Source organism: Serratia sp. CoH_122_TC_1, assembly GCF_058191755.1.
In genome coordinates this window covers 132,652-155,506 of sequence record NZ_JBXWLA010000001.1, presented here as the reverse complement: position 1 = coordinate 155,506, position 22,855 = coordinate 132,652, and the positions used below count along the sequence as shown (strand labels likewise).

The window sequence follows — 22,855 nt, the reverse complement described above, 5'->3', positions numbered from 1 at the left end:
GATTAAAAAATTATCGAGGGGCATAAAAAAGCCCTGCGCAATGGCAGGGCGTTGAGACAGCCTTTCAGCATGCTCAGTTGCGGCGCTCAAAGGCCAGCGCCCGGCGCTCGACCAAACGCATCAGTAACGTCAATAGACCATTAACGCACAGATACACCAGCCCGGCAGCACCAAACACCATCACATCGTAAGTACGGCCATACATCAGTTGGCTGTAGCCCATCACTTCCATCAGGGTGATGGTATAGGCCAGTGAGGTACTCTTGAATACCAGCACGACTTCGTTGGAATAAGAGGACAACGCACGTTTAAAGGCAAATGGCAGCAGGATACGCAGCGACTGCGTACGCGACATGCCAAGCGCTTCACAGGATTGCCATTGACCGGCAGGGATTGCGCGTACTGCCCCGTAAAACAGCTGCGTGGTGTAAGCCGCACTGTTCAACGCCAGCGCGACCATCGCACAGAGCCACGGTTGTGACAGTAAGTCCCACAACCAGGGATATTCGCGGATAGCCGGGAACTGCCCTGGGCCGTAGTAGATCAGAAATATCTGCACCAGCAATGGTGTGCCAGTAAACAGCGTGATGTAGATCTTTACCAATGGCGTCAGGATCGGTGTTTTCAGCGTCAGGATCACCGTCAGTAACAGTGACAAAATAAGCGCCACGATCAGTGCAGTGATAGTCAATGTCAGACTGGTGTGCAGCCCTTTGATTATTTCTGGTAAGAACTCAAACATCAGGCTGGCCCCCGCTCAAAACGCGTGGTGCGCAGTTCGATGCGTTTGATGATGTACTGGCTTAACAGGGTAACCACCAAATAGATTGCCGCTGCAATGACGTACCAGGTGAAAGGTTCCTGTGTGCGCGTGGCGATGCTTTTAGTTTGCAGCATCAGATCGTTAACGCTGATCAACGATACCAATGCCGTATCTTTCAGCAACACCAGCCATTGGTTGCCCAAGCCCGGCAACGCGTGGCGCCACATCTGCGGCATGATCAAGCGAAAGAAAATCGCTGTGGTGCTCATCCCCAATGCCTGACCGGATTCCCATTGCCCTTGTGGTACGGCTTTCAGCGCTCCACGCAACGTTTGCGATGCATAGGCGGAATAGAGCAGGGCGAGTGCAATCACACCACACAGGAACGGGCTGACTTCGAAGTTATCAATCGCCAGTTGGACGGGCAGTTGGAACAGGCCAAAATTCAGGGTGAAGCCATCGGACAGCATCAAGAGCAGCTGCGATGAACCGAAATAGATGAACAGCACCACCAGAATTTCCGGCAGGCCGCGCAGCAGGGTGACCCAGGCAGTGCCGAGCCAGCTAACCACTTTCCAGCGTGATGACTCCCAGACGGCAAACAGCATCGCCAGGATCAGCCCAAGGATAAGGGCACAAACGGCAAGGCCGACGGTCATACCGGCGGCGCTTGCTAAAGGTTGAATTTCATTCATCGGGGTTGATTACTGCTGGAACCATTTTTTGTAGATGGTTTCGTAAGTCCCATCCTGTTTGATCTTGTCCAGAGCAGCGTTGAATTTGCCCTGAAGATCGGTGTTTTTCTGGCGAACGGCAATGCCCAGACCGGTGCCGAAGTAATCTTTGTCGGTCACTTTATCGCCCACTGCGCCCAGCGCCGCATTTTGCTTCAGCCATTCATTGACGACGGCAGTATCACCGAATACCGCATCAACGCGGCCGTTTTTCAGATCCAGAATGGCGTTCTGATAGCTGTCATAAGGCACGGTGGTGATTTCCGGGTGTTTGTCGGTCAGGTATTTCTGGTGAGTGGTGCCATTCTGCACGCCCACTTTTTTACCTTTCAGTGCAGCCACGTCGGCAACTTTGCCTTTCTGGGCGACAAACAGCGCAGAGTTATCGTAATAGGGTTTGGTAAACAGGACCTGTTTTTCACGTTCTGGCGTGATGTCCATACCGGCCATGACTGCGTCAAAACGCTTGAATTTCAGGCTTGGGATCAGGCTGTCAAAGGCTTGATTCGTGAAGGTACACTCAGCCTGGATCTCTTTACACAATGCATTGGCCAGGTCGACGTCAAAACCCTGGATTTTGTTGCCGGCGTCAATAAATTCAAATGGAGGATAAGACGCTTCGGTAGCGAAACGGATCGTTTCGGCTGCAGAGGCGGAAACGCTGATGCCAGCCAATACGGCGGCGATTATTAGTTTTTTCATCGCAAACTCCCCAAATTACAGCAAGTAAAATTGTTAGTGTGATAAGTAATTAGCAAACTCGGTGGTCTGTGGCTGCGTGAAGTGACTGGCATCGCCTTGTTCCACCACGTGGCCGTTTTCCATGTAAACCACGCGGCTGGCGGTTTTACGCGCCACTTCGACTTCATGGGTAACGATCACCTGGGTGATACCGGTGCCGGCCAATTCACGAATGATGCTGACGATCTGGGCGGTAATTTCAGGATCCAGCGCGGCAGTCGGTTCATCAAACAGCAGCACCTGTGGTTCCATCATCAGCGCACGGGCGATCGCTACACGCTGCTGTTGGCCACCGGAAAGGTGCAGTGGGAAACGATCGGCAAAGTCGGTCAGGCGCAAGCGTTTCAGCAGTTTTTCGGCACGTTCCATCGCCTGAGCTTTGGTCAGACTCAGCACGCGGCACGGCGCTTCGATCAAGTTTTGCACTACGGTTAGGTGAGGCCAGAGATTATATTGCTGGAAAACCATACCGACGTTCTGACGTAGCTCGCGAATGGCTTTTTCACCAGGAGCCTGTTTGAAGTCGAATTGATTACCGGCGATCTGCAATTGGCCTGAGCGTGGCATTTCCAACAGGTTCAACACCCGTAATAACGAGCTTTTCCCTGCGCCGCTTGGACCAAGCAGCACTAAGGTTTCCCCTGCTGGGCAATCCAGCGTGATGTCAAACAGCGCCTGATGTGCGCCGTAATAGCAGTTGATACCGTTAAGTTGAATGCTCATGCGCCAGAATTGAATAGATATTGATGCCGCAAATGTTAACTTCCACAGAATACTTATGCAATCTTTGTGCGTTAAAATTTATTACTGCGCGGCAGGATAGTGAAAGAATAGCACAAGATACCGCGTGTCAGGTTCGAAGGGGGGATTTGTCGTGCATGCTGTGAGGTAGGTAGCGAAATTTCTCAAACTGAGCAAATATTGAGCGCAATCAAGGAATTTTTCTGACGACCGGCCCGGAGAGGGCCGGTAAGCGAGTGAGGTTACTGGTTTTCCAGCACTTGGCGCAGCGTACCGCTGGTGGCATGCGGTGGCACATTCAGATAGCGGATGTCATCCACGACCCAACAAGTGCCTTCACGCACCATCAACACTTCATCCTGCCAGTTGATCGTATTGCTGCCCTCTTTTTGGCGGCTGAGCTGAACGCGTAGCGGGATATTCTTGGCATCCGTATTTGGAATGGTCGAGGCGCTGGCGACGGTTGCACTGGTCGGCCCCTGAGCATTGCCGGTAAACAGATCGCCTGTGATCTGATATTTACCCGGGTTCTGGTTGGCGCTTACCAGGTCCTGATACAGCACCTTACTCAGGTAAGGCTGCAACTGCGCCAGACGGTTGCTGTCCGGCAATGTGTTGCTGGTGCCTTGTTGCAGGCGCAGATCGTAAAATTTCTGTGCGACCGTATCCGGGCCGCCTTCCACACAACCGCCAGTACGGGTACCGATATCCTTGAATGCCGGTTCGACGGTGGTACAGGCACTCAGTAACAGCGCTAAGGGAAAAACAGCCGCAATCGTTTTTGTTTTCATCTCATTACCTTATGTGAAAGTCTCTACCATGAAGACCATTAGCCTACAGTATAAATGCGATTTCAGGCCTTGCATTCGTACTGCGTGCCATTTCATAACAGAACATAATTCCAAATTGATGGTCAGATAAATGCGATGAATCAATCAAGCTAGGAGTTTTGATGCAGCTTTCCACTACCCCGACCCTGGAAGGGTTTACCATTACCGAATATTGCGGAGTTGTCACCGGCGAGGCCATTTTGGGGGCCAATATTTTCCGCGATTTCTTAGCTGGCGTGCGTGACATCGTAGGCGGGCGTTCCGGTGCCTATGAGAAAGAGCTGCGCAAAGCGCGGTTGATTGCCTTCAAGGAGCTGGAAGAACAAGCGCAAGAGTTGGGCGCAAATGCGGTTGTCGGTATCGATATTGATTACGAGACTGTGGGTAAAGACAGCAGCATGCTGATGGTCACCGTCAGCGGCACAGCAGTGAAAATCAGTCGTTAATCCTTTTCTCTGACGCCCCGGCTTTCGCCGGGGCGTCCTCGTATTATCCGGCTTTACGTTCTTCAATTTTGACTGGACGGTGTTCCTGCGGTTTGGCTTCCGCGGCAGGGCGATGTTGCACCTGTTGAACTTGCTGTGGGTGGAACGGCTGCGGCGCGTTATGCGGCGTCGGGATATTTGGCCGTTGTTGAACCTGCTGTGGGCGGAAAACGTTGGCCTCAGGTGCCGTATGGACGACCGGTTTAGCCGCCGGTATATGGACGGCCTGCTGTACGGCCGGCGGTGTCACTGTACGCTGTTCCGGCTGGCGCATTGGCCGACTATCAGTCTGATGAACGGGAATGGGCGCTGCTTGTACTCTTGGCGGTTGTTTCACTGCTGCAGGCGCCGTATGGTTGAAATTCGGCATGGTCATCGGTTGCTGACCCTGTGCTGAACGTACCGTTACATGCGGTGCAGTGACAGTCCCTGTATGAGTAAAGTTCGGGGCTGCCATGGGCTGACGACCGGCTGCTGCCACCGGTGCCTGTGGGGCAAAGTGAGGTTGTTGCACAGGAGCAACGTTAATTGCCGGATGAGCCGTTGGTGCGGCAAAACGCGGCGCCGGATTCACCGGTGTATTGTTGAAGTTGTTTACAGTGCTGCTGCGGTTCACATTATTGTATTGGTTAATATTGGTTACACGGTTAATCACCGTAGTGGAATGCGAAATATAGGGAGCATTGTTGTAGACCACCGGTTGCCGCCGATTATTCCAGTGAACATCCCAGCTATGCCAGCCGTCATGATGATTCTGATTAATCAATGCCCCGACCACGATACCTACGCCAAAACTGATCACACCGGTTGCCAGCATATCGCCGCTGCTATAGCTGGAGGCGTTTTGATAACTGTAATTGGGGTAGGCGGGGATGGGCTGGCCATAGGCTACCCAAGGGTCGTATCGCGGCACATAAACCACATCCGGCTGGCTGGGTTCAATAACAATGGTCTGGGCAGGGGCAGCCACTATGCTTTGTGCATAGGGTTGTTGCTCAACATACTGCGTAGTCGGTGCCACAATCACTCTTTGCTGGGGGGATGTTTTGAGCGTACCTTTAGCCGACGCACGTTGACGGAGCACCTGAATGGCATTCATCACATCAGTGGGATCGTTGAGATAAGCACTGCCCAACGCAGTAGTCCAGGGGATATTTTTCGCCATCTGGTCTAACACATCAGGAAATTGAACCAAACTACGTACGCTAGGATCCCAAGGCTGGCTGTCTGCGGCCGTGGTGAGTGCAGCCGGTTGCAGGCCGCGGTTTTGCCCCAGCCAGTTATCGGCAGCGCTGATTTGATCAGGATAACCCGCACCGGCGAGCACCTGAGCCAGCAGCTTGTCAGGGAAAAGTGCCACCGGACTCACTAATTGATACAGTTGGTCGGCACTCAAGGGCGTATAGGCTGGCGCGGAGGCCGGGGAGGCTGCGGTCGGAGAACCGCCCCCCATGGTATTGGCTATTGTTTTTTGATCGCATCCACTGAGCGGCAGCATGGCGATACACATCAGCCATGTTAAATAGCTTGGCTTGAACATGAGCGACTCACTTTTATCAGCGCAGGTAATAGTATGAGCTTAACAGCTGCACTGCACTCTGTTAGCCAGGTGTAACACTCGCTTGCACATCTGGCTGCTCTGTCATCATTACGTGATTATTGGATACAGGTTAATCAATCTGATTTACAAATTCGGGCATCGAAAACGCAGGAGGGAGTCTTGAAAATTTGGCCTGGGATATGCGTTGCGGTCCTGCTCGCAGGTTGCCAAAGTGAACAGCAGCGTACGACTGTTGATCGCGGCGATTACCAGCTTGAAACTCTGCATCAGGCGCAGGGCGCGGACCAACGTATTCGTTTTTTGGTGATGCATTACACTGCGGAGGATTTCCATTCCTCGTTAAAAACCCTGACGGACGAACATGTCAGTGCGCATTATCTGTTGCCCGCGTATCCGCCGTTGGTGGAGGGCAAGCCGGTTGCTTTCCAACTGGTGCCGGAAGCTCTGCGTGCCTGGCATGCGGGGGCCAGCAGTTGGCGTGGCAGAACCAACCTGAATGACACCTCGATCGGCATCGAAATAGTCAATCGCGGGTTCAACCGCACGCTGCTGTTTACTCATTGGCAGCCCTATACGCCGCAGCAAATTGCGCTTTTAGTCTCACTGAGCCGCGATATTATACAGCGCTACGGTATTCAACCGATGGACGTGGTAGGGCACAGCGATATCGCGCCGCAGCGCAAGCAGGATCCTGGTCCGTTATTCCCCTGGCAACAACTTGCACAGGCGGGGATTGGCGCCTGGCCGGATCCGGCGAAGGTGCAGGCGTTGTTGGCGGGGCGTGATAAACATGCCGCTGTGCCGTTGGCGCCGTTAATGGAAAAGCTGGCGCGCTACGGTTATGGCATTGATGCGAAGTGGGACGTCAGGCAGCAAAAAAATGTGTTGGCAGCGTTTCAAATGCATTTCCGGCCCAGCGATTATCGCGGTGAGCCGGATGTCGAGAGTGAGGCCATCATCGACGCGCTGCTGTTGAAGTACGGCGCAGCGCGTTAATTACAGACCGTGCAGTTTGCCGTGCTCTTTTAGCCAGCGGGCGGTGCGGTAAATGCCTTCATCCAACGAAACAACGGGGTGATAGTCTAGCTCTTGCTGGGCGCGTGTGATGTCCAGCGTCAGATCGAAATTCAGTTTGGCGACGCCATAATGGGTTAGCACTGGCTCTTTTTCGCTTTTGCTGCCGAGTTTTTCCATCCCGCGGGCCATCATATCGAGCATCGGATAGGGCACAGAACGGATCCGGCATTTCATGCCCAGTTCGTCGATCAACTGTTGCACTACGCTACGTAGCTGGCGTGGTTGTTCGTTGGTGATGTTATAAGCGCGCCCGGAGGGGGTATTCTCTTTCTGGGTTGCCAGCCACATGGCATGGACCGCATTCTCCAGGTAAGTCATGTCCACCAGCGCCGCGCCGCCGCGCGGCAACAGCAAATTGCCATAGCGTTTGATCATCTGCAGCAGACGCGGCAGCATCACTTTATCGTGTGGCCCAAATAACCCCTGAGGGCGCAGGATAGTAAAGTGCGTTTGCGGGTTGGACAACGCCAACTGCTGGATCACGTGCTCACCGGCAGCCTTGCTGCGAGCGAACTCGTTAGCATAACGCACGGGGCGGAAGTCTTCAGTGATGTTGCGGTGGTGGTGGTAATCGAAGTAAACCGCCGGCGAGGAGATATGGATAAACTGCGACACCCCGTAGGCCGCCGCCCATTCGCCTAAGCGACGGGTCGCACGCACATTGGCCAGTTCAAAGGCTTCTTCAGTGCCCCAAGGGGACGTAAAGCTTGAGCAGTGCCACAGAACGTCCACGTCGGCCAGCATAGCTTTGGCCTGCGATGAGATCAGGTTGGTGAGATCGGCATGAATGAATTCTGCGCCCATTTTTTCCAGCAAACTGCCCATGGCCTGGTTGCGGCCGGTGGCGCGCACTTTTATGCCCTGACGACGGAGATATTCAACGGCGTTACGGCCTAATCCACTGGTTGCACCGGTGACCAATACCTTCATAACGAACTCTATTCTCACCAAAAATCAGAATGCTGACGGCCTTCAGCGGCGCTACAGCAAATAAGATGCCATTCTTCCGTTATTTCGTGCTCTATGCAATCGGAAAGGGCCTAACCGCAGCAGCAAACTGTGCGGTTGATCGACAATTAAGCATTAACGCTTATCCTCTTCGGCCAGTCTGGCAATTCGGCGCGCCATGCCGCGAAAAATAAACAGGTGAGCAGGCATCATGGCGAACCAATACAGCAATCCACTGAACCCTGCCGGGTGCCACCAGGCGCGCACATCCAGAGTACGATGATCACCGTGGTCTTTGATCGTGAAGGCCAGGCGGCCCAACCCAGGGGCTTTCATGCCGAACAATAACGCCAGTAATCGCTGTGGCTTGATGGTGATGACTTTCCAGCCGTCGACCAGATCGCCAACGGCCAGCGTGTCACGCTCCGGTCGGCCATAAACCACGCGGTTGCCGATCATATCGTCCATGCGGGCGCGGATCTGCCAAAGGATGTTGGCATAGAAATAGCCTTCTTTACCGCCCAGCTGTTGCACCCTATGCCACAGTGCCTGACTAGATGCCGAGGTTTTCAGCGAATAACCCGCTTGCTTTGGGTAGAAGCCATAGCCCGGTCGCCAACGTGCTCGCGCTTCGGGATCGTAGCCCCAATCGGCGGAATCAACCACCTCTTCCTCTCGCTTCAGCGTCGCGGTCACAGCCTGATCAAAGGTTTGCAGCGTTTGCGGTATCAGCGCCTGCAAGGGTTTACCGTCGGCGGGCAGATCGTGGTTCAATCCCTGAATGAGTGCGCGGGCAATAGAGGTCGGCACCGAGGTAATCATGCTGATGAACCACACCGAGATAAAGCGCGTCGGCAGCGGGATAGGGATCAGCCAGCGTTTTTTGCCGCTGATGGTGATGAAGCGCTCAAACAGGGTTTGATAGCTGATGTACTCCGGGCCGGCGACGTCAAAAATACGGTTTTCTTCTGCCGGATGCTCCAGCAGATCGGCCAGATATACCAGCAGGTTTTCTAACGCGACCGGCGACGATTTGGACCGCACCCAGCGCGGTGGCGTCAGTATTGGCAGGTTGTAGACCATGTCACGCATGATTTCGAAGGCGGCGGAACCGGGGCCGACGATGATACTGGCGCGCAGTTCGGTAATAGGGATGCCACTTTGGCGCAAGATCTCGCCGGTCAGCTTGCGCGCGACCAGGTGCGGTGAGCTGTCACCGTCCGGTTGCAGCGCGCCAAGAAAAATAACCTGTTTAACGCTGGAGCTGCGCAACGCATCACGCAGGTTTTCCGCTGCCTGACGCTCTTTTTCAATAAAGTCATCGCCGTCACCCATACCGTGGATCAGGTAATAAACGGCATCGATGTCCCACAGTGCGGCAGCCAGCGTTTCTGGCTGGTAGACGTCGACATACTGGCAGTTAACCTGCGGCCAGTTTTGTTCTTGCAGCCATTCGATACGGCGCGCGGCGGCGGTAATGTTATGCCCCTGTTCAATCAGGTGGGGAATCAGGTTTTGGCCGATGTAGCCGCTGGCTCCAAGAACCAGAATGCGTTGAGGTGTCATTAGCGCCGCCTTATGCGGTGAAGTTCATTGTCACAGGATGCCAAATCCACCGTTTAAATGCACTTTTTGTGTGGTTATGAGGGCGTTGCATCCGTCGTCGAGCGGCGTCACACTACGCACCGTTTGTCTGAGCTAAGCCGGAATGATGAAACTTAATGCCGTTTGTTATGCCCTGTTGGGACTGGCGCTGATCGCCAGTGTGTTTTTCCTGCATTCTGTCTGGATGTGGTGGTTGTTGGTTAACCTGCTGACGTTAGTGGTATACGGTGCGGATAAGCTTGCTGCGCGCAAAGGGTGGCAACGGGTGCCGGAAAGCACGCTGCTGGTATTCGGTTTGGTGGGGGGCTGGATTGGGGCAATCGTGGCCCAGCAGTGGTTTCGCCACAAAACCCAGAAGCAGCCTTTCAAGAGCGGGTTTATCGTCAGTGTGATTCTGAATGTGGTAGCGACCCTGGCGATTTGGTATTGGGTTTATGGCCGCTGGATATTATGAAGACGGGGCGTTGTCGCCCCGTCCAGGTAAAGGCTTAGGCATGCTGTTTGAGGAATTGTTGCCACAAGTCGACTACGCGCTGCAAATCCTGACGGTTGACGTCGAGGTGCGTCAGAATACGCGTTAGCGGCCCGCTGCTGATCAATACGCCATGCTCGCGCATCCAGGGGCCCAGCTTGGCGGCCAGCTCTGGCGATTGACGTAGGTACAGCACGTTGGTTTGTGCCCCCGGCTCTGCTATCTCCACGCCAATCTCTTGCAGCTGTTGTTCCAGCCATTTGGCGTTGTCATGATCTTCACGCAGCCGTTCAACATTGTGCTCCAGTGCATATAACCCGGCCGCGGCCAAAATACCGGCCTGGCGCAGGCCACCGCCGGTCATTTTACGCCAGCGCAAGGCGTGTTGGATAAACGCCTTGCTGCCGCACAGCAGCGAACCCACCGGAGCACCCAGCCCTTTCGACAGGCAAATGGTAAAGGTATCGCAGTACTGCACAATGTCTTTCAATGGCACATTCAGTGCGACGGCGGCGTTAAAGATACGTGCGCCGTCAATGTGCAATGCCAGTTGATGTTCACGGCTGAACTGCCAGGCTTGTTGCAGGTATGCTAGCGGTAATACACGGCCGCTGATGGTGTTTTCCAGGCTCAGCAAACGCGTCTTGGCGAAATGAATGTCATCGGGTTTGATCGCTGCGGCGACCTTATCGAGCGGCAAAGTACCGTCTGGGTTTGCTTCGATAGGCTGTGGCTGGATGCTACCGAGGACTGCCGCGCCGCCGGCTTCATATTTATAGTTATGCGCCTGCTGGCCGACAATGTACTCGTCACCGCGCTGGCAATGGCTGAGTAGCGCCACCAGATTGGCCTGAGTGCCGCTTGGCAAGAATAGCGCCGCTTCTTTACCGGACAGGCGGACCGCTTCCGCCTCAAGTGCGTTAACCGTGGGGTCATCGCCGTAAACGTCATCACCAACTTCGGCACGGGCCATGGCCTCGCGCATGGCGGCACTTGGACGGGTCACGGTGTCACTGCGTAAATCAATAAGCATAGTTAACCTTGGGGATGGCTGATGGGAAAGGGAATATGACCTCCATCATAGCGGGATTCTTTTATGACAAAAGAGAAAAATACCGGGAACAGCAACCGCTGAACCCGGGAGGTGTTTTAACGTAACCAGTTGGTTTTTGCCAGCTCGACCACTTCGTCACCGCGGCCGTTGATAATGGCGCGCAGCATGTACAGGCTAAAGCCCTTGGCCTGTTCGAATTTGATCTGCGGCGGCATCGCCAACTCTTGTTTTGCGGTGACAACGTCCAACAACGCTGGGCCGGGGTGCGCCAACATTTCCTGCAGCGCGGCGTCCAGTTCCGACGCTTTTTCCACGCGAATGCCTTTCACACCCGCGGCGTTGGCAATCGCTGCGAAATCGGGGTTGTGCAGATCGGTCCCATCGGTCAGATAGCCGCCGGCTTTCATTTCCATCGCCACAAATCCCAGTACGCTGTTGTTGAATATCACAATCTTGACCGGCAGTTTCAACTGGGCCAATGAAAGGAAATCCCCCATCAGCATGGTGAAGCCGCCGTCGCCGCACATGGCGATCACCTGTTTGTTCGGTTCGGTGGCCTGTGCGCCAATCGCCTGTGGCATGGCGTTAGCCATCGAGCCATGGTTGAACGAACCGAGCAGGCGACGTTTGCCGTTCATCTTCACATAGCGTGCAGCCCACACTGTGGGTGTACCAACGTCACAGGTGAAAATGGCATCGTCGCTGGCGTATTGGCTGAGCTGTTGCGCCAGATACTGCGGGTGAATCGGCTGATCGTCGTTGGCCGTCGCCAGCCCGTCGAGATCCTTGCGTGCAGTGCGATAGTGCTCCAGCGCCTTGTCGAGAAATGCGTGGTCACTCTTGGGCTCCAACTGCGGCAGCAGGGCAGTGAGGGTGGTATGAATATCACCCACCAGTGCCATATTGACCGGGCAGTGTGCGCCGATACTGCCGGGGTTGATATCGATCTGAATGATATTGGCATTGGTTGGGTAGAAGGCGCGGTACGGGAACTGGGTGCCAAGCAACACCAGCGTATCGGCGTTCATCATCGCGTGGTAGCCGGAGGAGAAACCGATCAAACCGGTCATGCCGACGCTGTAAGGGTTATCCCACTCGATATGTTCTTTGCCACGCAGTGCATGTACAACCGGGGCTTGCAGCAATTCTGCCAGTTTAACCACTTCGTCATGCGAACCGGCGCAGCCGCTGCCGCACATTAACGTAATGTTTTTCGCCTTGTTCAGGGTCTCCGCCAGCTTGTTCAATTCGCTCATTGGCGGTTGTACCAGTGGCAGTGCCGGGGTATGCCACACCATGCTGGCATCTTCGGGGGCCATACGCAGCGCCACGTCGCCCGGGAGTACGATCACTGACACACCGCGATTGAGGATCGCCTTGCGCATGGCGATTTCCAGTACCCGCGGTAGCTGTTCCGGGTTGGAAACGAGTTCGCAATAATGGCTGCATTCGCGGAACAGTTCTTGTGGATGAGTTTCTTGAAAATAACCACTGCCGATTTCGCTGGAGGGAATGTGCGCGGCAATCGCCAATACGGGGACGTGGTTACGGTGGCAATCGAACAGACCATTAATCAGATGCAGGTTACCGGGGCCGCAGGAGCCGGCGCAGACCGCCAATTCACCGGTAAGTTGGGCTTCCGCACCGGCAGCGAAGGCGGCGACCTCTTCGTGGCGCGTGCCCAGCCAGTCGATGGTACCCATGCGATGCAGGCTGTCGCTCAGACCGTTGAGCGAATCGCCGGTAACGCCCCAAATACGTTTCACACCTGCCTGTTCCAGTGTTTTGGCGATCAGTGTGGCTACGGTTTGCTTCATAGTTCCCCCAAATATGATAAAAACACCGAAATTTCAATGTATTGAATTTCCAGGTGTGACTTATTGGATATTGAGCAGATGAACCTGATAAAAGCGCAGAACGGAGAAAGTGTAGAAGGGGAAGGTAAAGCATGCTTGCCGATAAATGCCCCATCGTGGTCGACGGGGCAGCAAGCGTCATGCCAGGACAACGTCACCTTGTAGTTGGCAACTGCAGGCCAGCACGTAACCCTGGGCGATTTCCTCAGGAGTCAGCGTCATATTACTGCTGGTGGTGTAGTTGCCTTCGAGGATACGGGTTTTGCACGAACCGCACACGCCGGCCCGGCAGGCGGCATTGACCGGTAATGCGTTGGCTTCCATCGCGGCCAGCAGCGTACTGCCGACCGGGACGCGGAATTCACGCAGCGGTCTGGCGGCGCGCAGCGTTAATCCTTCACCTTGCCCAGTATCGGCTTCTGTCGGCGTATGGAACTGCTCTTTATGGAAACGGGCCGCTGAAACGCCAAGTTGCAGACACAGTTGTTCCACTTGGGCCATATAAGGGGCGGGACCGCAGGTCATCACCGTGCGATCGATGAGGTCAGGCACGGTTTGGCGCAGTACTTCAGCACTAATTCGTCCGCTGAGATAACCGGGTTGAACATCCTGTTCAGCCATCAGCGTTAACCGCAACTGCGGATGCTTGGCGCACAACGCGTGCCATTGTTTGGCGAAAAGGGTGTCGGCCGGAGTACGCCCGTTAAAGATCACTGCGATATCACAGGTTGGGCGGTTTGCCACCAGCCAACGGCACATGGAGATGATTGGCGTGACGCCGCAGCCAGCCGCCAACATCAGATAACGATCGGACGGGTGTTGTTCACAACTGAATTCACCCTGGGCATCGGACAGCCACAGCGTATTGCCGGGTTTGACCTCGCGTGTTAACCAGCGGGAACCGATGCCGTCCGGCAGACAGCGCACGCTGATGCTGAGAAAACGGCTCTGACCGGGCGAAGAAGATAACGTATAGGCACGCAGCGTATCTTCACTATTGCGTATGCTGACCAACGCAAACTGGCCGGGTTGATAAGGGTAAAAAACGTCGCAGATCAGGTTTAACGTCCAGACGTCGGCGGTTTCTTGCTGGATCGAATGTACCTGCATACGGTTGGGGCAAAGTGGGCTGGGTTGGGTCATAGGGCACCTCAAAAGCAAAGGGGCCAGCATGTGTGGCCCCAAAAAGAGTATTAACCAAGCAAGGCGTTCAGATCCTGCTCAACGGTGGTGATCGGGCGCATGCCGAACTTATCGTTGAGGATCGCCATCAGGTTGTCAGTCAAGAAGCCGGGTGCGGTTGGCCCAGTGACAATGTTTTTGACACCCAGTGACAGCAGCGTCAGCAGGATAACGATCGCCTTTTGCTCAAACCACGACAGTACCAGGCTGAGTGGCAACGCGTTGACCGAGCAGCCGAGGGTATCAGCCAGTTTGACTGCCAGCATAATGGCCGAATAGGCATCGTTACATTGACCGACATCCAGCAGACGTGGCAGCCCTTCAAGGGTGCCGAAATCCAGCTTGTTGAAGCGATATTTGCCACAGGCTAACGTCATAATCAGGCAGTCTTGCGGAACGCTGCGCGCAAAGTCGGTGAAGTAGCTGCGTTCGTCGCGGCTACCGTCACAGCCGCCAACCAGAAATACGTGGCGCAGTTTCTTTTGTGCGACTAAATCAATCACCGTATCAGCGGCGTTGAGCAGCGTCTGACGGCCAAAACCGACGGTGATCATATGTTCGATTTCGGTATACGGGAAACCATTCATCCCCTGTGCCTGCGCGATCACTTGGGTGAAGTCGTCCCCTTCCAAATGATTAACGCCCGGCCAGCCGACGATGCTACGCGTCCAAATACGATCGCCGTAGTGACCAACGTTGGGATCGATAATACAGTTAGAGGTCATCACTATCGGACCTGGGAATTTCGCGAACTCGATCTGTTGGTTCTGCCAACCGCTGCCGTAATTGCCCACCAGATGTTTGAATTTTTTCAGTTCCGGGTAACCGTGTGCCGGCAGCATTTCGCCGTGGGTATAGACGTTCACGCCCTGGCCTTCGGTTTGTTCGAGCAGCATGCGCAGATCTTTCAGATCGTGGCCGGAGATCAGAATGGCTTTCCCGGCCACCGGACGAACGTTTACCGCGCTAGGCAGGGGATCGCCGTAGGCTTGTGTTTCGCCGTGATCGAGGATTGCCATCACATTGAAATTCATTTTGCCAATGCCCATGGCGTTGTTCAGCAGGGTATCGACGTCGCGTGGCTGGGTGCCGAGCCAGGCCATAAAAGCGTGGTAATCGGCGTAGATCTGCTCGTCGAACTGACCCAGTACGTGAGCGTGTTCCATATAGGCTGCTGCACCTTTCAGGCCATACAGGCACAGCATTCGCAGGCCGTGCACGTCGTCACCGACCTCAGCCTTGTCGGTATTCAAGGCAAACTGAGCGGCTTGTTGCAACAGTGTCGCGATGTCGTCACCGGCCAATTGCAGCGTAGCCAGCGGATGGTCGACACGGACGTCAGCGTCCAGTAACCGGCAACGAGTGGCCAGCGATTCGCGCAGGGCGATGGTTTCCCGTGCGTAACCGATGATGCGCTCTGAATCGAAGTTGACATTGGTCAGGGTAGAGAAGAAGGCGCGTGGGGCAAAACTGTCGATATCGTGATCGACGATACCAAGTGCTCTGGCCTGCAACGCCCAAGCGGATAGGCCTTGTAACGCCGCGACCAACAGGTCTTGCAGATCGGAGGTTTCTGCCGTTTTGCCGCACATACCTTGGGCATAGGAGCAGCCGTTGCCCGCGGGGGTACGGATGGTTTGTTCACATTGCACACAGAACATAATCGCTTCCTTTTTAAAGTTGCATTTTTAATGCTTGTTTAAAAGCATAGATCGGCAACCGGGGCTTAAAAAGGCTTTTGTGATGCAACCACGGACAACTTTGATTTAGCGCAATTTTGCTGTGAGGATGGGAATTATTCCGATTTCCGGGGGCGGTGCCCCCGGAGAGATCTCAAGAGAACAGGGCGATAAGTACCGGTGCCAGCAGGCTCAACAGGAAGCCATGCACGATGGCCGGCGGCACTATCTCCAGTCCGCCGCTGCGTTGCAGCACCGGTAGGGTGAAGTCCATCGAGGTTGCGCCACACAGGCCCAGGGCGGAGGAGCGGCTGCGGCGTACCAGCGTTGGGATCAGCATGATGGCTATCAGCTCGCGAGCCAGATCGTTAAAGAAGGCCGCGCTGCCCAGTACTGGACCGTAAGCGTCAGTGATCAAGATACCGGAGAGCGAATACCAGCCAAAACCGGATGCCATGGCTAACCCCGCTTTGATCGGCAGCCCCAGCAGTTGTGCGGCCAATGCGCCGCCCGCCAGTGCGCTAACCACGACAACGACTGCGACTATCATGCCGCGTCGGTTAAGCACGATTTGGCGTAACGTCATGCCGCTGTTACGCAGTTGGATGCCGACCAGCAGCAGCAAGAAAATCAATGCGTATTCGCTGCCTTTATTGGCGAACTGCAACCACTGCCACTGCGTCAGACCAAGCAGGAAACCGCCGAGCACTACGCCACACAGCTTGAGTGATTCCAGCGCCATGTGCAGACGTGAGGGCAGTTTTTCCTGTTTATGGGTGTTGCGCCACGGCATTTTGCGTTCCAACAACGCCAGCATCAGCAAGCTGATGGCGAGAATGCACAGGAAAAAGACGGCAGCATACTGGAATATCAGCACCAAATTGCTGCTCAGATCCTCCAGGAAGGCCAGGCTGATGCCCATGAAAAACAGGATCACGTACACCATCCAGCTCAGCAGACGGTTGATGGTTTGCAGTAGCGTTCGACTGCGCAACGGAACGAGGTAACCGGCAATCAGCGGTAACAGAATAATCAGCAGTCCTGAATACATGGTGAAGCTTGCGTCCTTTGTTCGGAGGGGGCGCCTGGATGAACGGCGAGGCACCACACGCTAACCAAAACAGCGGCTAGAGTAAAGCGGCAGATTTGACGTTGTCCGCTTGACCTGAAAGGGGTTTTTTGACCATGCTCTGAAGAGGTCACCCCATTAAGGACGGTGGCAGTGCGCACGGGAGGCGACAGATGTTCTTAGAGCGTATCGAGATTGTAGGTTTCCGCGGCATTAACCGGCTGTCATTGATGCTGGACGACAACACGCTGCTGATCGGCGAAAATGCCTGGGGCAAATCCAGTCTGCTGGACGCACTGACGCTGCTGCTGGCACCGGAGCCAAAGTTGTACCGTTTTGAAGCGCATGATTTTCACTTTCCGCCTGGAGAAGAAGATGCCAAAGATCGGCATTTACAGGTGGTATTTACCTTCTGTGAAAAAGACATCGGCCATGCGCATTTGCCCCGTTACCGCCATCTGTCACCGCTATGGGTCAAGGGTGACGATAACCTCAACCGCATTTATTACCGTTGCGAAGGCGAACTGGCCGACGACGACACGGTGTGTACCTGGCGCTGTTTTCTGGATGCCGACGGCAACGCGATGCCGTTACATCATATTGAGCAATTGGCTCATGCCATTATTCGTATCCATCCCGTGTTACGCCTACGGGATGCGCGGTTTATCCGCCGCCTGCGGCCCAGCACGCTCAATGATGAGCATCCGGCCGACAACCAGGCGCTGGCTCAGCAATTGGATCAACTGACGCGTGAGCTGGTGCGTAACCCACAAAAATTAACGAATGCCGAACTGCGTCAAGGGCTGGCTGCAATGCAACAGCTGTTGGAACACTACTTTGCCGAACAGGGCTCGCAGGTGACGCGACCGCGCAGACAGCGACCAGGGCAAGATCAGGATCAACAGGCATGGCGCTCGCTGGACAGCATCAACCGCATGGTCGCTGAGCCAAACAGCCGCAGTATGCGGCTTATTCTTCTGGGGATGTTTTCTACGTTGCTGCAGGCCAAAGGCAGCATCAAGCTGGATCCGCACGCTCGACCGCTATTGCTGGTTGAGGATCCGGAAACCCGCTTGCATCCGATCATGTTGTCGGTCGCCTGGGGTTTGCTTAACCAACTGCCGCTGCAACGCATCACCACCACCAATTCCAGCGAGTTGGTGTCGTTGGTCCCGGTAGAGCACGTTTGCCGGTTGGTGCGTGAATCCGGGAGAGTCGCCACTTACCGCCTTGGGCCGCGCGGGCTGGGCCCGGAGGACGGGCGACGTATTTCTTTCCATATTCGTTTTAACCGGCCCTCATCACTGTTTGCCCGCTGCTGGTTGTTGGTGGAGGGGGAAACGGAAGTGTGGTTGCTGAACGAATTGGCGCGTCAGTGCGGTTACCATTTCGAGGCGGAAGGGGTGCGCGTGATTGAGTTCGCCCAGTGCGGTCTGAAGCCACTGTTGCGGTTTGCACGACGTATGGGCATTGAGTGGCATGCATTGGTGGACGGTGATGAAGCGGGGCGAAAATACGCCGCCACCGTACGCGGCATGCTGGATAACCATGAAGACAACGAGCGTGATCGGCTCACCGCGTTGCCTGCGCCGGATATGGAACATTTCATGTTCCGCGAGGGCTTCAGTGCAGTTTATTATCGAGTGGCGTCGGTGCCGAGCAATGCCCAAATGCCAATACGCAAGGTGATTCTGAAGGCAGTACATCATTCATCAAAACCGGATTTGGCGATCGAGGTTGCGATGCAAGCCGGTGAGCGCGGCACCGATTCGGTGCCGCCATTGCTCAAGAAAATGTTCTCACGCGTGATTTGGCTGGCGCGCGGCCGGGCCGATTAGACCCCGGCAAAGCGGGATGGGGGGCTGAAGTGTTCCGCCATTCCCTGTTCCAGTTCGTCTAACAGTTGATAGCGTCGGCGGTATTCGGCGCGCTTTTTGCTGACCACTTCATCGATCGGTTTACGGGCGATGTGTTCCGGCAGCAGGAAATAGCCGCTTTCAAGCATTTTACCGCCCATTGATGTCCAGAATTGATCGTAATCGGCATGGAGCTTATCTTTCTTTTTACTGCGATAGCGCCAGTTTTGGTAAATATGCGTAGCATTGCCAACCGCGACAATTTGCTGAATACCCAGATGGCGTGCCAAAGTACAAAGGCCTTCCAGTACCAGCCGTTTTGGGAACAATCCGTGACACTCTTTGGTGGTCAACTGGATTTCAGCGTGCGGTACCTGATGATTGGCCCCCTGCAACCCACCGATAAAGAGCGTGGGCTGTTGCTGGTAGTGCATCAGTGCAAAGGTGATCTCCGCCAGCATAATGCCGCTGGCATTACGCAGCAGCAGGGTCGTTTCCCCTTCCTTATTCAGATTATCGATGGCAGCCAACTCCAATGAAACGGCTGTACCGCTCTTGCCGGTGGCACTGGCCAGCACAAAAGGCTTGTTCAGATGACCGAGCAGCATTTTCCGTGGCATGCGTTGCAGGCTGAGATCGTAGTGATCGCGCAGGGCGAACAGGCATTCGATTTTGCTCATGTTCGCCGCCAGATACGGTCGATGCAATTTGCACGGTAGATTGGGCTGCGCGTTCAGAATCTCATTGAGCAGCGGGTTTGATGCCAGCGTGCTGAGCAAACCGCTGGTGGTTCGCCAGCAAAATAAAGAACGGGCGATAAACTTCAGGCGGAATGATGTTTTTTTCCACGCTTTGCTCGGCGCCTTGTCGCCATTGGCCAGCGCCGTCATCAATTGCAAGCCATTAAGCGGGCGTGCAGATGCGAGTGGATAGCTGAGCTGAGACATGATGAAATCCTTGGCTGTATTGAATAACGCTATTTCACCAAGCCTTCACTAAACGGGAGTTCAATGCTGAATGTAACAAAGGATGTCTCCACATTGTGTTGAGCTAAGGTTTAGTTATTCATTACTGTGCGTGATAATTTAGCCTCGCTGCCGCTATTGGCAGTCTGAATTTCAACAGGCAGGAACCTATTTTGACGTGGTTTAAAGGACATAAGCGACGGTTGGTCATGGTGCTGATTGTGGTGGTAGCGATCGCCGCAATGCTGGCCTGGCACTTTGGTCATCCGACGCCAACGCCGTTTAAAACGGTTAAGGTCGTCAAGGGCGACCTGCAACAAAACGTGCTCGCGACCGGGCAACTTGATGCGGTACGCAAGGTTGACGTTGGTGCGCAGGTTAGCGGGCAATTAGAAAGCCTCTTTGTCGAAATTGGCGACCGGGTGAAAAAAGGCCAGTTACTGGGCGTGATTGATCCGCAACAAGCGCAGAACAGCATCCGCGAGGGTGAGGCGACCCTGCGAGATTTGCATGCTCAGTTACAGCAGGCACAGGCGGAGCAAAAGTTGGCTGCGGTCACGCTGCAGCGCAATCAGGCGTTGGCGAAGTTGCAAGCGGTTTCACGCCAGGACTTGGATCAGGCCGCCACGCAGTTGGCGGTGAAGAAAGCGCAGGTAGGTACTATCCATGCGCAAATCGCCAAGAATCAGGCAAGCCTGGACACCGCAAAAATTAATCTGGCATTTACCCGTATTGAAGCACCGATGGACGGTGATGTGGTACAGATCACCACGCTACAGGGCCAGACGGTGATTGCCGCTCAGCAGGCACCGAACATTCTGACCCTGGCGGATCTCAGCACTATGCTGGTAAAGGCGCAGGTGTCGGAGGCGGATATAATCAGCCTCAAGCCAGGCCAAAAAGCTTGGTTTACCGTACTGGGCGATCCTAACCGGCGCTTTGACGGCGTGCTGAAAGACATTCAGCCCACTCCAGAGAAGGTCAATAATGCCATTTTCTATTATGCGCGTTTTGAAGTGCCGAACCCTGAGGGGCTGTTGCGGCTGCAAATGACTGCACAGGTACATATTCAACTGGCGGGCGTTAGCCAGGCTCTGGTGATCCCGTTGGCGGCGTTGGGCGATCAAATTGCCGATAATCGCTACCACGTTTCGATCATGAAGCAGGGCAAGGAAGAAAAGCGCGAGGTTGCCATTGGCCTGCGTAATAACATTGACGTACAAATTCTTAGTGGGCTGGATATCGGCGATGAAGTGATTGTCAGCCGTGGCGGCGTGGAGGCCATCTGATGGCGGCGCTGTTGGAGCTGAGCGGCATTTGCCGCAGCTATCAGTCGGGCGATCAGACGGTAGCCGTACTGAAGAACGTGAGCCTTAGCATTGACGCCGGTGAAATGGTGGCCATCATGGGCGCTTCCGGCTCCGGTAAATCAACCCTGATGAATATTCTCGGTTGCCTGGATAAACCCAGTGCTGGCGTGTATCGCGTGGCTGGACAAGACGTGGCGACGCTCAATGGTGATGCGCTGGCTCGGCTGAGGCGTGAGCATTTTGGCTTTATCTTCCAGCGTTATCATCTATTACCCCATTTGAGCGCAGCGCACAACGTCGAGGTGCCGGCGGTGTACGCAGGGTTGGGTAAGGCCGCGCGGCGTGAGAGAGCCGTGGCATTACTGCAACGTCTTGGGCTGAGTGAACGTGTGGGTTATCGACCCAGCCAGCTTTCAGGCGGTCAGCAACAGCGTGTCAGTATCGCTCGAGCGTTGATGAACGGTGGTCAGGTGATCTTGGCGGATGAACCGACCGGTGCCCTTGATAGCCATTCCGGTGAAGAGGTGATGAGGATCCTCAAGCAACTGCGCGAGCAGGGGCACACGGTGATTATCGTCACCCACGATCCGGCGGTGGCTCAGCAGGCAGAACGGGTCATTGAAATCCGGGACGGGGAGATCATTGCTGATTCAGGTCCGGATCAGCGAGGCAATCCGAACGCCAAGGCATTGGAGATGGTGGCGCCTGAGCCATCCTGGCGGCAAACGGCGGGTCGTTTCCGTGAGGCATTGGTGATGGCCTGGCGAGCGATGGCGGCGAGTAAAATGCGTACGGCGTTGACCATGCTGGGCATTATCATCGGTATTGCTTCTGTGGTGTCGATTCTGGTGATCGGCGACGCCGCCAAACAGATGGTACTGGCGGATATCAAATCGATCGGCACCAATACGATCGATATCTATCCCGGCAAGGATTTTGGGGATGACGACCCGACCTTCCGCCAGGCACTAAAGTACGATGACCTTGCTGCACTGCGTGAGCAACCCTACATCAGTGCGCTATCGCCCACCATTGCCAGCAGTATGCGGCTGCGGTTAGGCAACGTCGACGTGGCAGCCAATGTCACCGGGGTCAGTGAACAGTTTTTCCGCGTGTATGGCATGACCTTTACCCAAGGTTCCGGTATTGATCAACTGCAGGTGCAATCGCAGTCTCAGACGGTAGTGATTGATGCCAATACCCAGCGCCGGTTGTTCCCGCACCAGAAGGATGTCGTAGGGAAGGTGATTTTGGTCGGTAATATGCCGGCGACGGTAGTCGGGGTGGCGAAAGAAAAGCAGTCAATGTTTGGTAGCAGCAAGACGCTCAATGTCTGGGTACCTTATAGCACCATGGCAAACCGGTTAATGGGCAATGCCTATTTTGATTCGATCACGGTGCGTATCCGCGAAGGCTACAACAGTCAGGAGGCGGAGCAGCAGCTTACCCGTTTGTTAACGCTGCGCCACGGCAAGAAAGACATTTTCACCTATAACATGGACAGTTTGGTGCAGACGGCAGAGAAAACCACGCGTACGTTACAGTTGTTCCTGACGTTAGTGGCGGTAATTTCACTGGTGGTCGGTGGGATCGGCGTGATGAATATCATGCTGGTGTCAGTGACGGAGCGCACGCGTGAAATCGGGATTCGTATGGCCGTGGGGGCGCGTTCCGGCGATGTGTTACAGCAATTCTTGATTGAGGCTGTGCTGGTGTGTTTGGTTGGTGGTGCGCTGGGGATCACGTTGTCCTTCGCCATCGGTTTGCTGGTTCAGGTGGTACTGCCGGGGTGGCAAATCAGTTTCCCACCGGCGGCGTTGCTCAGTGCGTTTGTGTGTTCCACCGCAATTGGCGTGGTATTCGGTTATCTGCCTGCACGCAGCGCTGCGCGGCTTAACCCGATTGACGCGCTGGCCCGCGAATAGCA

General features: G+C 54.9%; 20 protein-coding genes. 6 read left to right on the top strand and 14 right to left on the bottom strand.

The window, feature by feature from the left end:
• Positions 1-73: 73 nt before the first annotated feature.
• The 5 genes from artM to AC2FC2_RS00645 form a co-directional block, all read right to left on the bottom strand.
• Positions 74-742, bottom strand: a complete 669-nt coding sequence (gene artM, locus AC2FC2_RS00665; protein ID WP_209632522.1) for an arginine ABC transporter permease ArtM — start codon at positions 740-742, stop codon at positions 74-76.
• Positions 742-1,458: an arginine ABC transporter permease ArtQ gene (gene artQ / locus AC2FC2_RS00660; RefSeq protein WP_209632523.1), complete on the bottom strand. Its 717-nt coding sequence runs from the start codon at positions 1,456-1,458 to the stop codon at positions 742-744. The genes artM and artQ overlap by 1 nt, the downstream gene beginning before the upstream one ends.
• Before the next feature lie 9 nt (positions 1,459-1,467).
• Positions 1,468-2,199: an arginine ABC transporter substrate-binding protein gene (gene artJ, locus AC2FC2_RS00655; protein WP_209632524.1), complete on the bottom strand. Its 732-nt coding sequence runs from the start codon at positions 2,197-2,199 to the stop codon at positions 1,468-1,470.
• A 33-nt stretch (positions 2,200-2,232) separates the two neighbouring features.
• Positions 2,233-2,961: an arginine ABC transporter ATP-binding protein ArtP gene (artP, locus tag AC2FC2_RS00650; protein WP_490658534.1), complete on the bottom strand. Its 729-nt coding sequence runs from the start codon at positions 2,959-2,961 to the stop codon at positions 2,233-2,235.
• Between the two features lie 260 nt (positions 2,962-3,221).
• The gene (locus AC2FC2_RS00645) at positions 3,222-3,770 is read right to left on the bottom strand and encodes a lipoprotein (protein WP_404759964.1); all 549 of its coding nucleotides are present in this window, start codon (positions 3,768-3,770) and stop codon (positions 3,222-3,224) included.
• Positions 3,771-3,931: 161 nt separating this feature from the next.
• Between AC2FC2_RS00645 and AC2FC2_RS00640 the strand changes: the two genes are divergently transcribed.
• On the top strand, positions 3,932-4,255 hold the full coding sequence (locus AC2FC2_RS00640; RefSeq protein WP_490658533.1) for a heavy metal-binding domain-containing protein: 324 nt from the start codon (positions 3,932-3,934) through the stop codon (positions 4,253-4,255).
• Positions 4,256-4,298: 43 nt separating this feature from the next.
• Here the strand turns inward: AC2FC2_RS00640 and AC2FC2_RS00635 are convergent, their stop codons facing one another.
• A complete protein-coding gene (locus tag AC2FC2_RS00635; RefSeq protein ID WP_490658532.1) occupies positions 4,299-5,834 on the bottom strand; it encodes a DUF3300 domain-containing protein in 1,536 nt (511 codons plus the stop codon).
• Between the two features lie 180 nt (positions 5,835-6,014).
• Between AC2FC2_RS00635 and AC2FC2_RS00630 the strand changes: the two genes are divergently transcribed.
• Positions 6,015-6,851: an N-acetylmuramoyl-L-alanine amidase gene (locus tag AC2FC2_RS00630; protein ID WP_490658531.1), complete on the top strand. Its 837-nt coding sequence runs from the start codon at positions 6,015-6,017 to the stop codon at positions 6,849-6,851.
• On the opposite strand, the gene AC2FC2_RS00625 is transcribed toward AC2FC2_RS00630, so the two are convergent.
• Both AC2FC2_RS00625 and AC2FC2_RS00620 read right to left on the bottom strand, forming a co-directional pair.
• Positions 6,852-7,862, bottom strand: a complete 1,011-nt coding sequence (locus AC2FC2_RS00625) for a 3-beta-hydroxysteroid dehydrogenase (RefSeq protein ID WP_209632530.1) — start codon at positions 7,860-7,862, stop codon at positions 6,852-6,854. It abuts the gene before it with no gap.
• Between the two features lie 153 nt (positions 7,863-8,015).
• A complete protein-coding gene (locus AC2FC2_RS00620; protein WP_490658530.1) occupies positions 8,016-9,446 on the bottom strand; it encodes a DUF2867 domain-containing protein in 1,431 nt (476 codons plus the stop codon).
• Between the two features lie 145 nt (positions 9,447-9,591).
• Between AC2FC2_RS00620 and AC2FC2_RS00615 the strand changes: the two genes are divergently transcribed.
• On the top strand, positions 9,592-9,939 hold the full coding sequence (locus tag AC2FC2_RS00615) for a DUF1294 domain-containing protein (RefSeq protein ID WP_490658664.1): 348 nt from the start codon (positions 9,592-9,594) through the stop codon (positions 9,937-9,939).
• Between the two features lie 34 nt (positions 9,940-9,973).
• Here AC2FC2_RS00615 and ltaE read toward each other — a convergent pair whose 3' ends face one another.
• The 5 genes from ltaE to AC2FC2_RS00590 form a co-directional block, all read right to left on the bottom strand.
• The gene (gene ltaE, locus AC2FC2_RS00610; RefSeq protein ID WP_209632532.1) at positions 9,974-10,990 is read right to left on the bottom strand and encodes a low-specificity L-threonine aldolase; all 1,017 of its coding nucleotides are present in this window, start codon (positions 10,988-10,990) and stop codon (positions 9,974-9,976) included.
• A 116-nt stretch (positions 10,991-11,106) separates the two neighbouring features.
• A complete protein-coding gene (poxB, locus tag AC2FC2_RS00605; RefSeq protein ID WP_404759959.1) occupies positions 11,107-12,828 on the bottom strand; it encodes a ubiquinone-dependent pyruvate dehydrogenase in 1,722 nt (573 codons plus the stop codon).
• A 177-nt stretch (positions 12,829-13,005) separates the two neighbouring features.
• On the bottom strand, positions 13,006-14,010 hold the full coding sequence (gene hcr / locus AC2FC2_RS00600; protein ID WP_490658529.1) for an NADH oxidoreductase: 1,005 nt from the start codon (positions 14,008-14,010) through the stop codon (positions 13,006-13,008).
• A gap of 50 nt (positions 14,011-14,060) precedes the next feature.
• The gene (hcp, locus tag AC2FC2_RS00595; protein WP_209632535.1) at positions 14,061-15,710 is read right to left on the bottom strand and encodes a hydroxylamine reductase; all 1,650 of its coding nucleotides are present in this window, start codon (positions 15,708-15,710) and stop codon (positions 14,061-14,063) included.
• A 172-nt stretch (positions 15,711-15,882) separates the two neighbouring features.
• Entirely contained in the window at positions 15,883-16,779 is an 897-nt protein-coding gene (locus AC2FC2_RS00590) for a LysO family transporter (protein WP_209632536.1), read from the bottom strand.
• 191 nt (positions 16,780-16,970) lie between these two features.
• Here AC2FC2_RS00590 and AC2FC2_RS00585 point away from each other — a divergent pair, with 191 nt between their 5' ends.
• Positions 16,971-18,635 carry an ATP-dependent endonuclease gene (locus tag AC2FC2_RS00585; protein ID WP_209632537.1) on the top strand — a complete coding sequence of 555 codons (1,665 nt, stop codon included), beginning with the start codon at positions 16,971-16,973 and terminating at the stop codon, positions 18,633-18,635.
• Here the strand turns inward: AC2FC2_RS00585 and AC2FC2_RS00580 are convergent.
• Positions 18,632-19,600 carry a VirK/YbjX family protein gene (locus AC2FC2_RS00580; RefSeq protein ID WP_404759957.1) on the bottom strand — a complete coding sequence of 323 codons (969 nt, stop codon included), beginning with the start codon at positions 19,598-19,600 and terminating at the stop codon, positions 18,632-18,634. The genes AC2FC2_RS00585 and AC2FC2_RS00580 overlap by 4 nt on opposite strands.
• Before the next feature lie 191 nt (positions 19,601-19,791).
• Between AC2FC2_RS00580 and macA the strand changes: the two genes are divergently transcribed.
• Together macA and macB are read left to right on the top strand one after the other, a co-directional pair.
• A complete protein-coding gene (gene macA, locus AC2FC2_RS00575) occupies positions 19,792-20,907 on the top strand; it encodes a macrolide transporter subunit MacA (RefSeq protein WP_490658528.1) in 1,116 nt (371 codons plus the stop codon).
• A complete protein-coding gene (gene macB / locus AC2FC2_RS00570; protein ID WP_490658527.1) occupies positions 20,907-22,853 on the top strand; it encodes a macrolide ABC transporter ATP-binding protein/permease MacB in 1,947 nt (648 codons plus the stop codon). Before macA ends, macB begins: the two co-directional genes overlap by 1 nt.
• Positions 22,854-22,855: the final 2 nt, after the last annotated feature.

Coding starts and splice junctions, on each gene's coding strand:
- artQ (WP_209632523.1), bottom strand. CDS start 1,458: ATGAATGAAATTCAACCTTTAGCAAGCGCCGCCGGTATGACCGTCGGC.
- AC2FC2_RS00635 (WP_490658532.1), bottom strand. CDS start 5,834: ATGTTCAAGCCAAGCTATTTAACATGGCTGATGTGTATCGCCATGCTG.
- AC2FC2_RS00625 (WP_209632530.1), bottom strand. CDS start 7,862: ATGAAGGTATTGGTCACCGGTGCAACCAGTGGATTAGGCCGTAACGCC.
- AC2FC2_RS00640 (WP_490658533.1), top strand. CDS start 3,932: ATGCAGCTTTCCACTACCCCGACCCTGGAAGGGTTTACCATTACCGAA.
- hcp (WP_209632535.1), bottom strand. CDS start 15,710: ATGTTCTGTGTGCAATGTGAACAAACCATCCGTACCCCCGCGGGCAAC.
- AC2FC2_RS00645 (WP_404759964.1), bottom strand. CDS start 3,770: ATGAAAACAAAAACGATTGCGGCTGTTTTTCCCTTAGCGCTGTTACTG.
- ltaE (WP_209632532.1), bottom strand. CDS start 10,990: ATGCTTATTGATTTACGCAGTGACACCGTGACCCGTCCAAGTGCCGCC.
- AC2FC2_RS00580 (WP_404759957.1), bottom strand. CDS start 19,600: ATGTCTCAGCTCAGCTATCCACTCGCATCTGCACGCCCGCTTAATGGC.
- artJ (WP_209632524.1), bottom strand. CDS start 2,199: ATGAAAAAACTAATAATCGCCGCCGTATTGGCTGGCATCAGCGTTTCC.
- AC2FC2_RS00590 (WP_209632536.1), bottom strand. CDS start 16,779: ATGTATTCAGGACTGCTGATTATTCTGTTACCGCTGATTGCCGGTTAC.
- artP (WP_490658534.1), bottom strand. CDS start 2,961: ATGAGCATTCAACTTAACGGTATCAACTGCTATTACGGCGCACATCAG.
- macB (WP_490658527.1), top strand. CDS start 20,907: ATGGCGGCGCTGTTGGAGCTGAGCGGCATTTGCCGCAGCTATCAGTCG.
- poxB (WP_404759959.1), bottom strand. CDS start 12,828: ATGAAGCAAACCGTAGCCACACTGATCGCCAAAACACTGGAACAGGCA.
- AC2FC2_RS00585 (WP_209632537.1), top strand. CDS start 16,971: ATGTTCTTAGAGCGTATCGAGATTGTAGGTTTCCGCGGCATTAACCGG.
- AC2FC2_RS00615 (WP_490658664.1), top strand. CDS start 9,592: ATGAAACTTAATGCCGTTTGTTATGCCCTGTTGGGACTGGCGCTGATC.
- AC2FC2_RS00620 (WP_490658530.1), bottom strand. CDS start 9,446: ATGACACCTCAACGCATTCTGGTTCTTGGAGCCAGCGGCTACATCGGC.
- hcr (WP_490658529.1), bottom strand. CDS start 14,010: ATGACCCAACCCAGCCCACTTTGCCCCAACCGTATGCAGGTACATTCG.
- artM (WP_209632522.1), bottom strand. CDS start 742: ATGTTTGAGTTCTTACCAGAAATAATCAAAGGGCTGCACACCAGTCTG.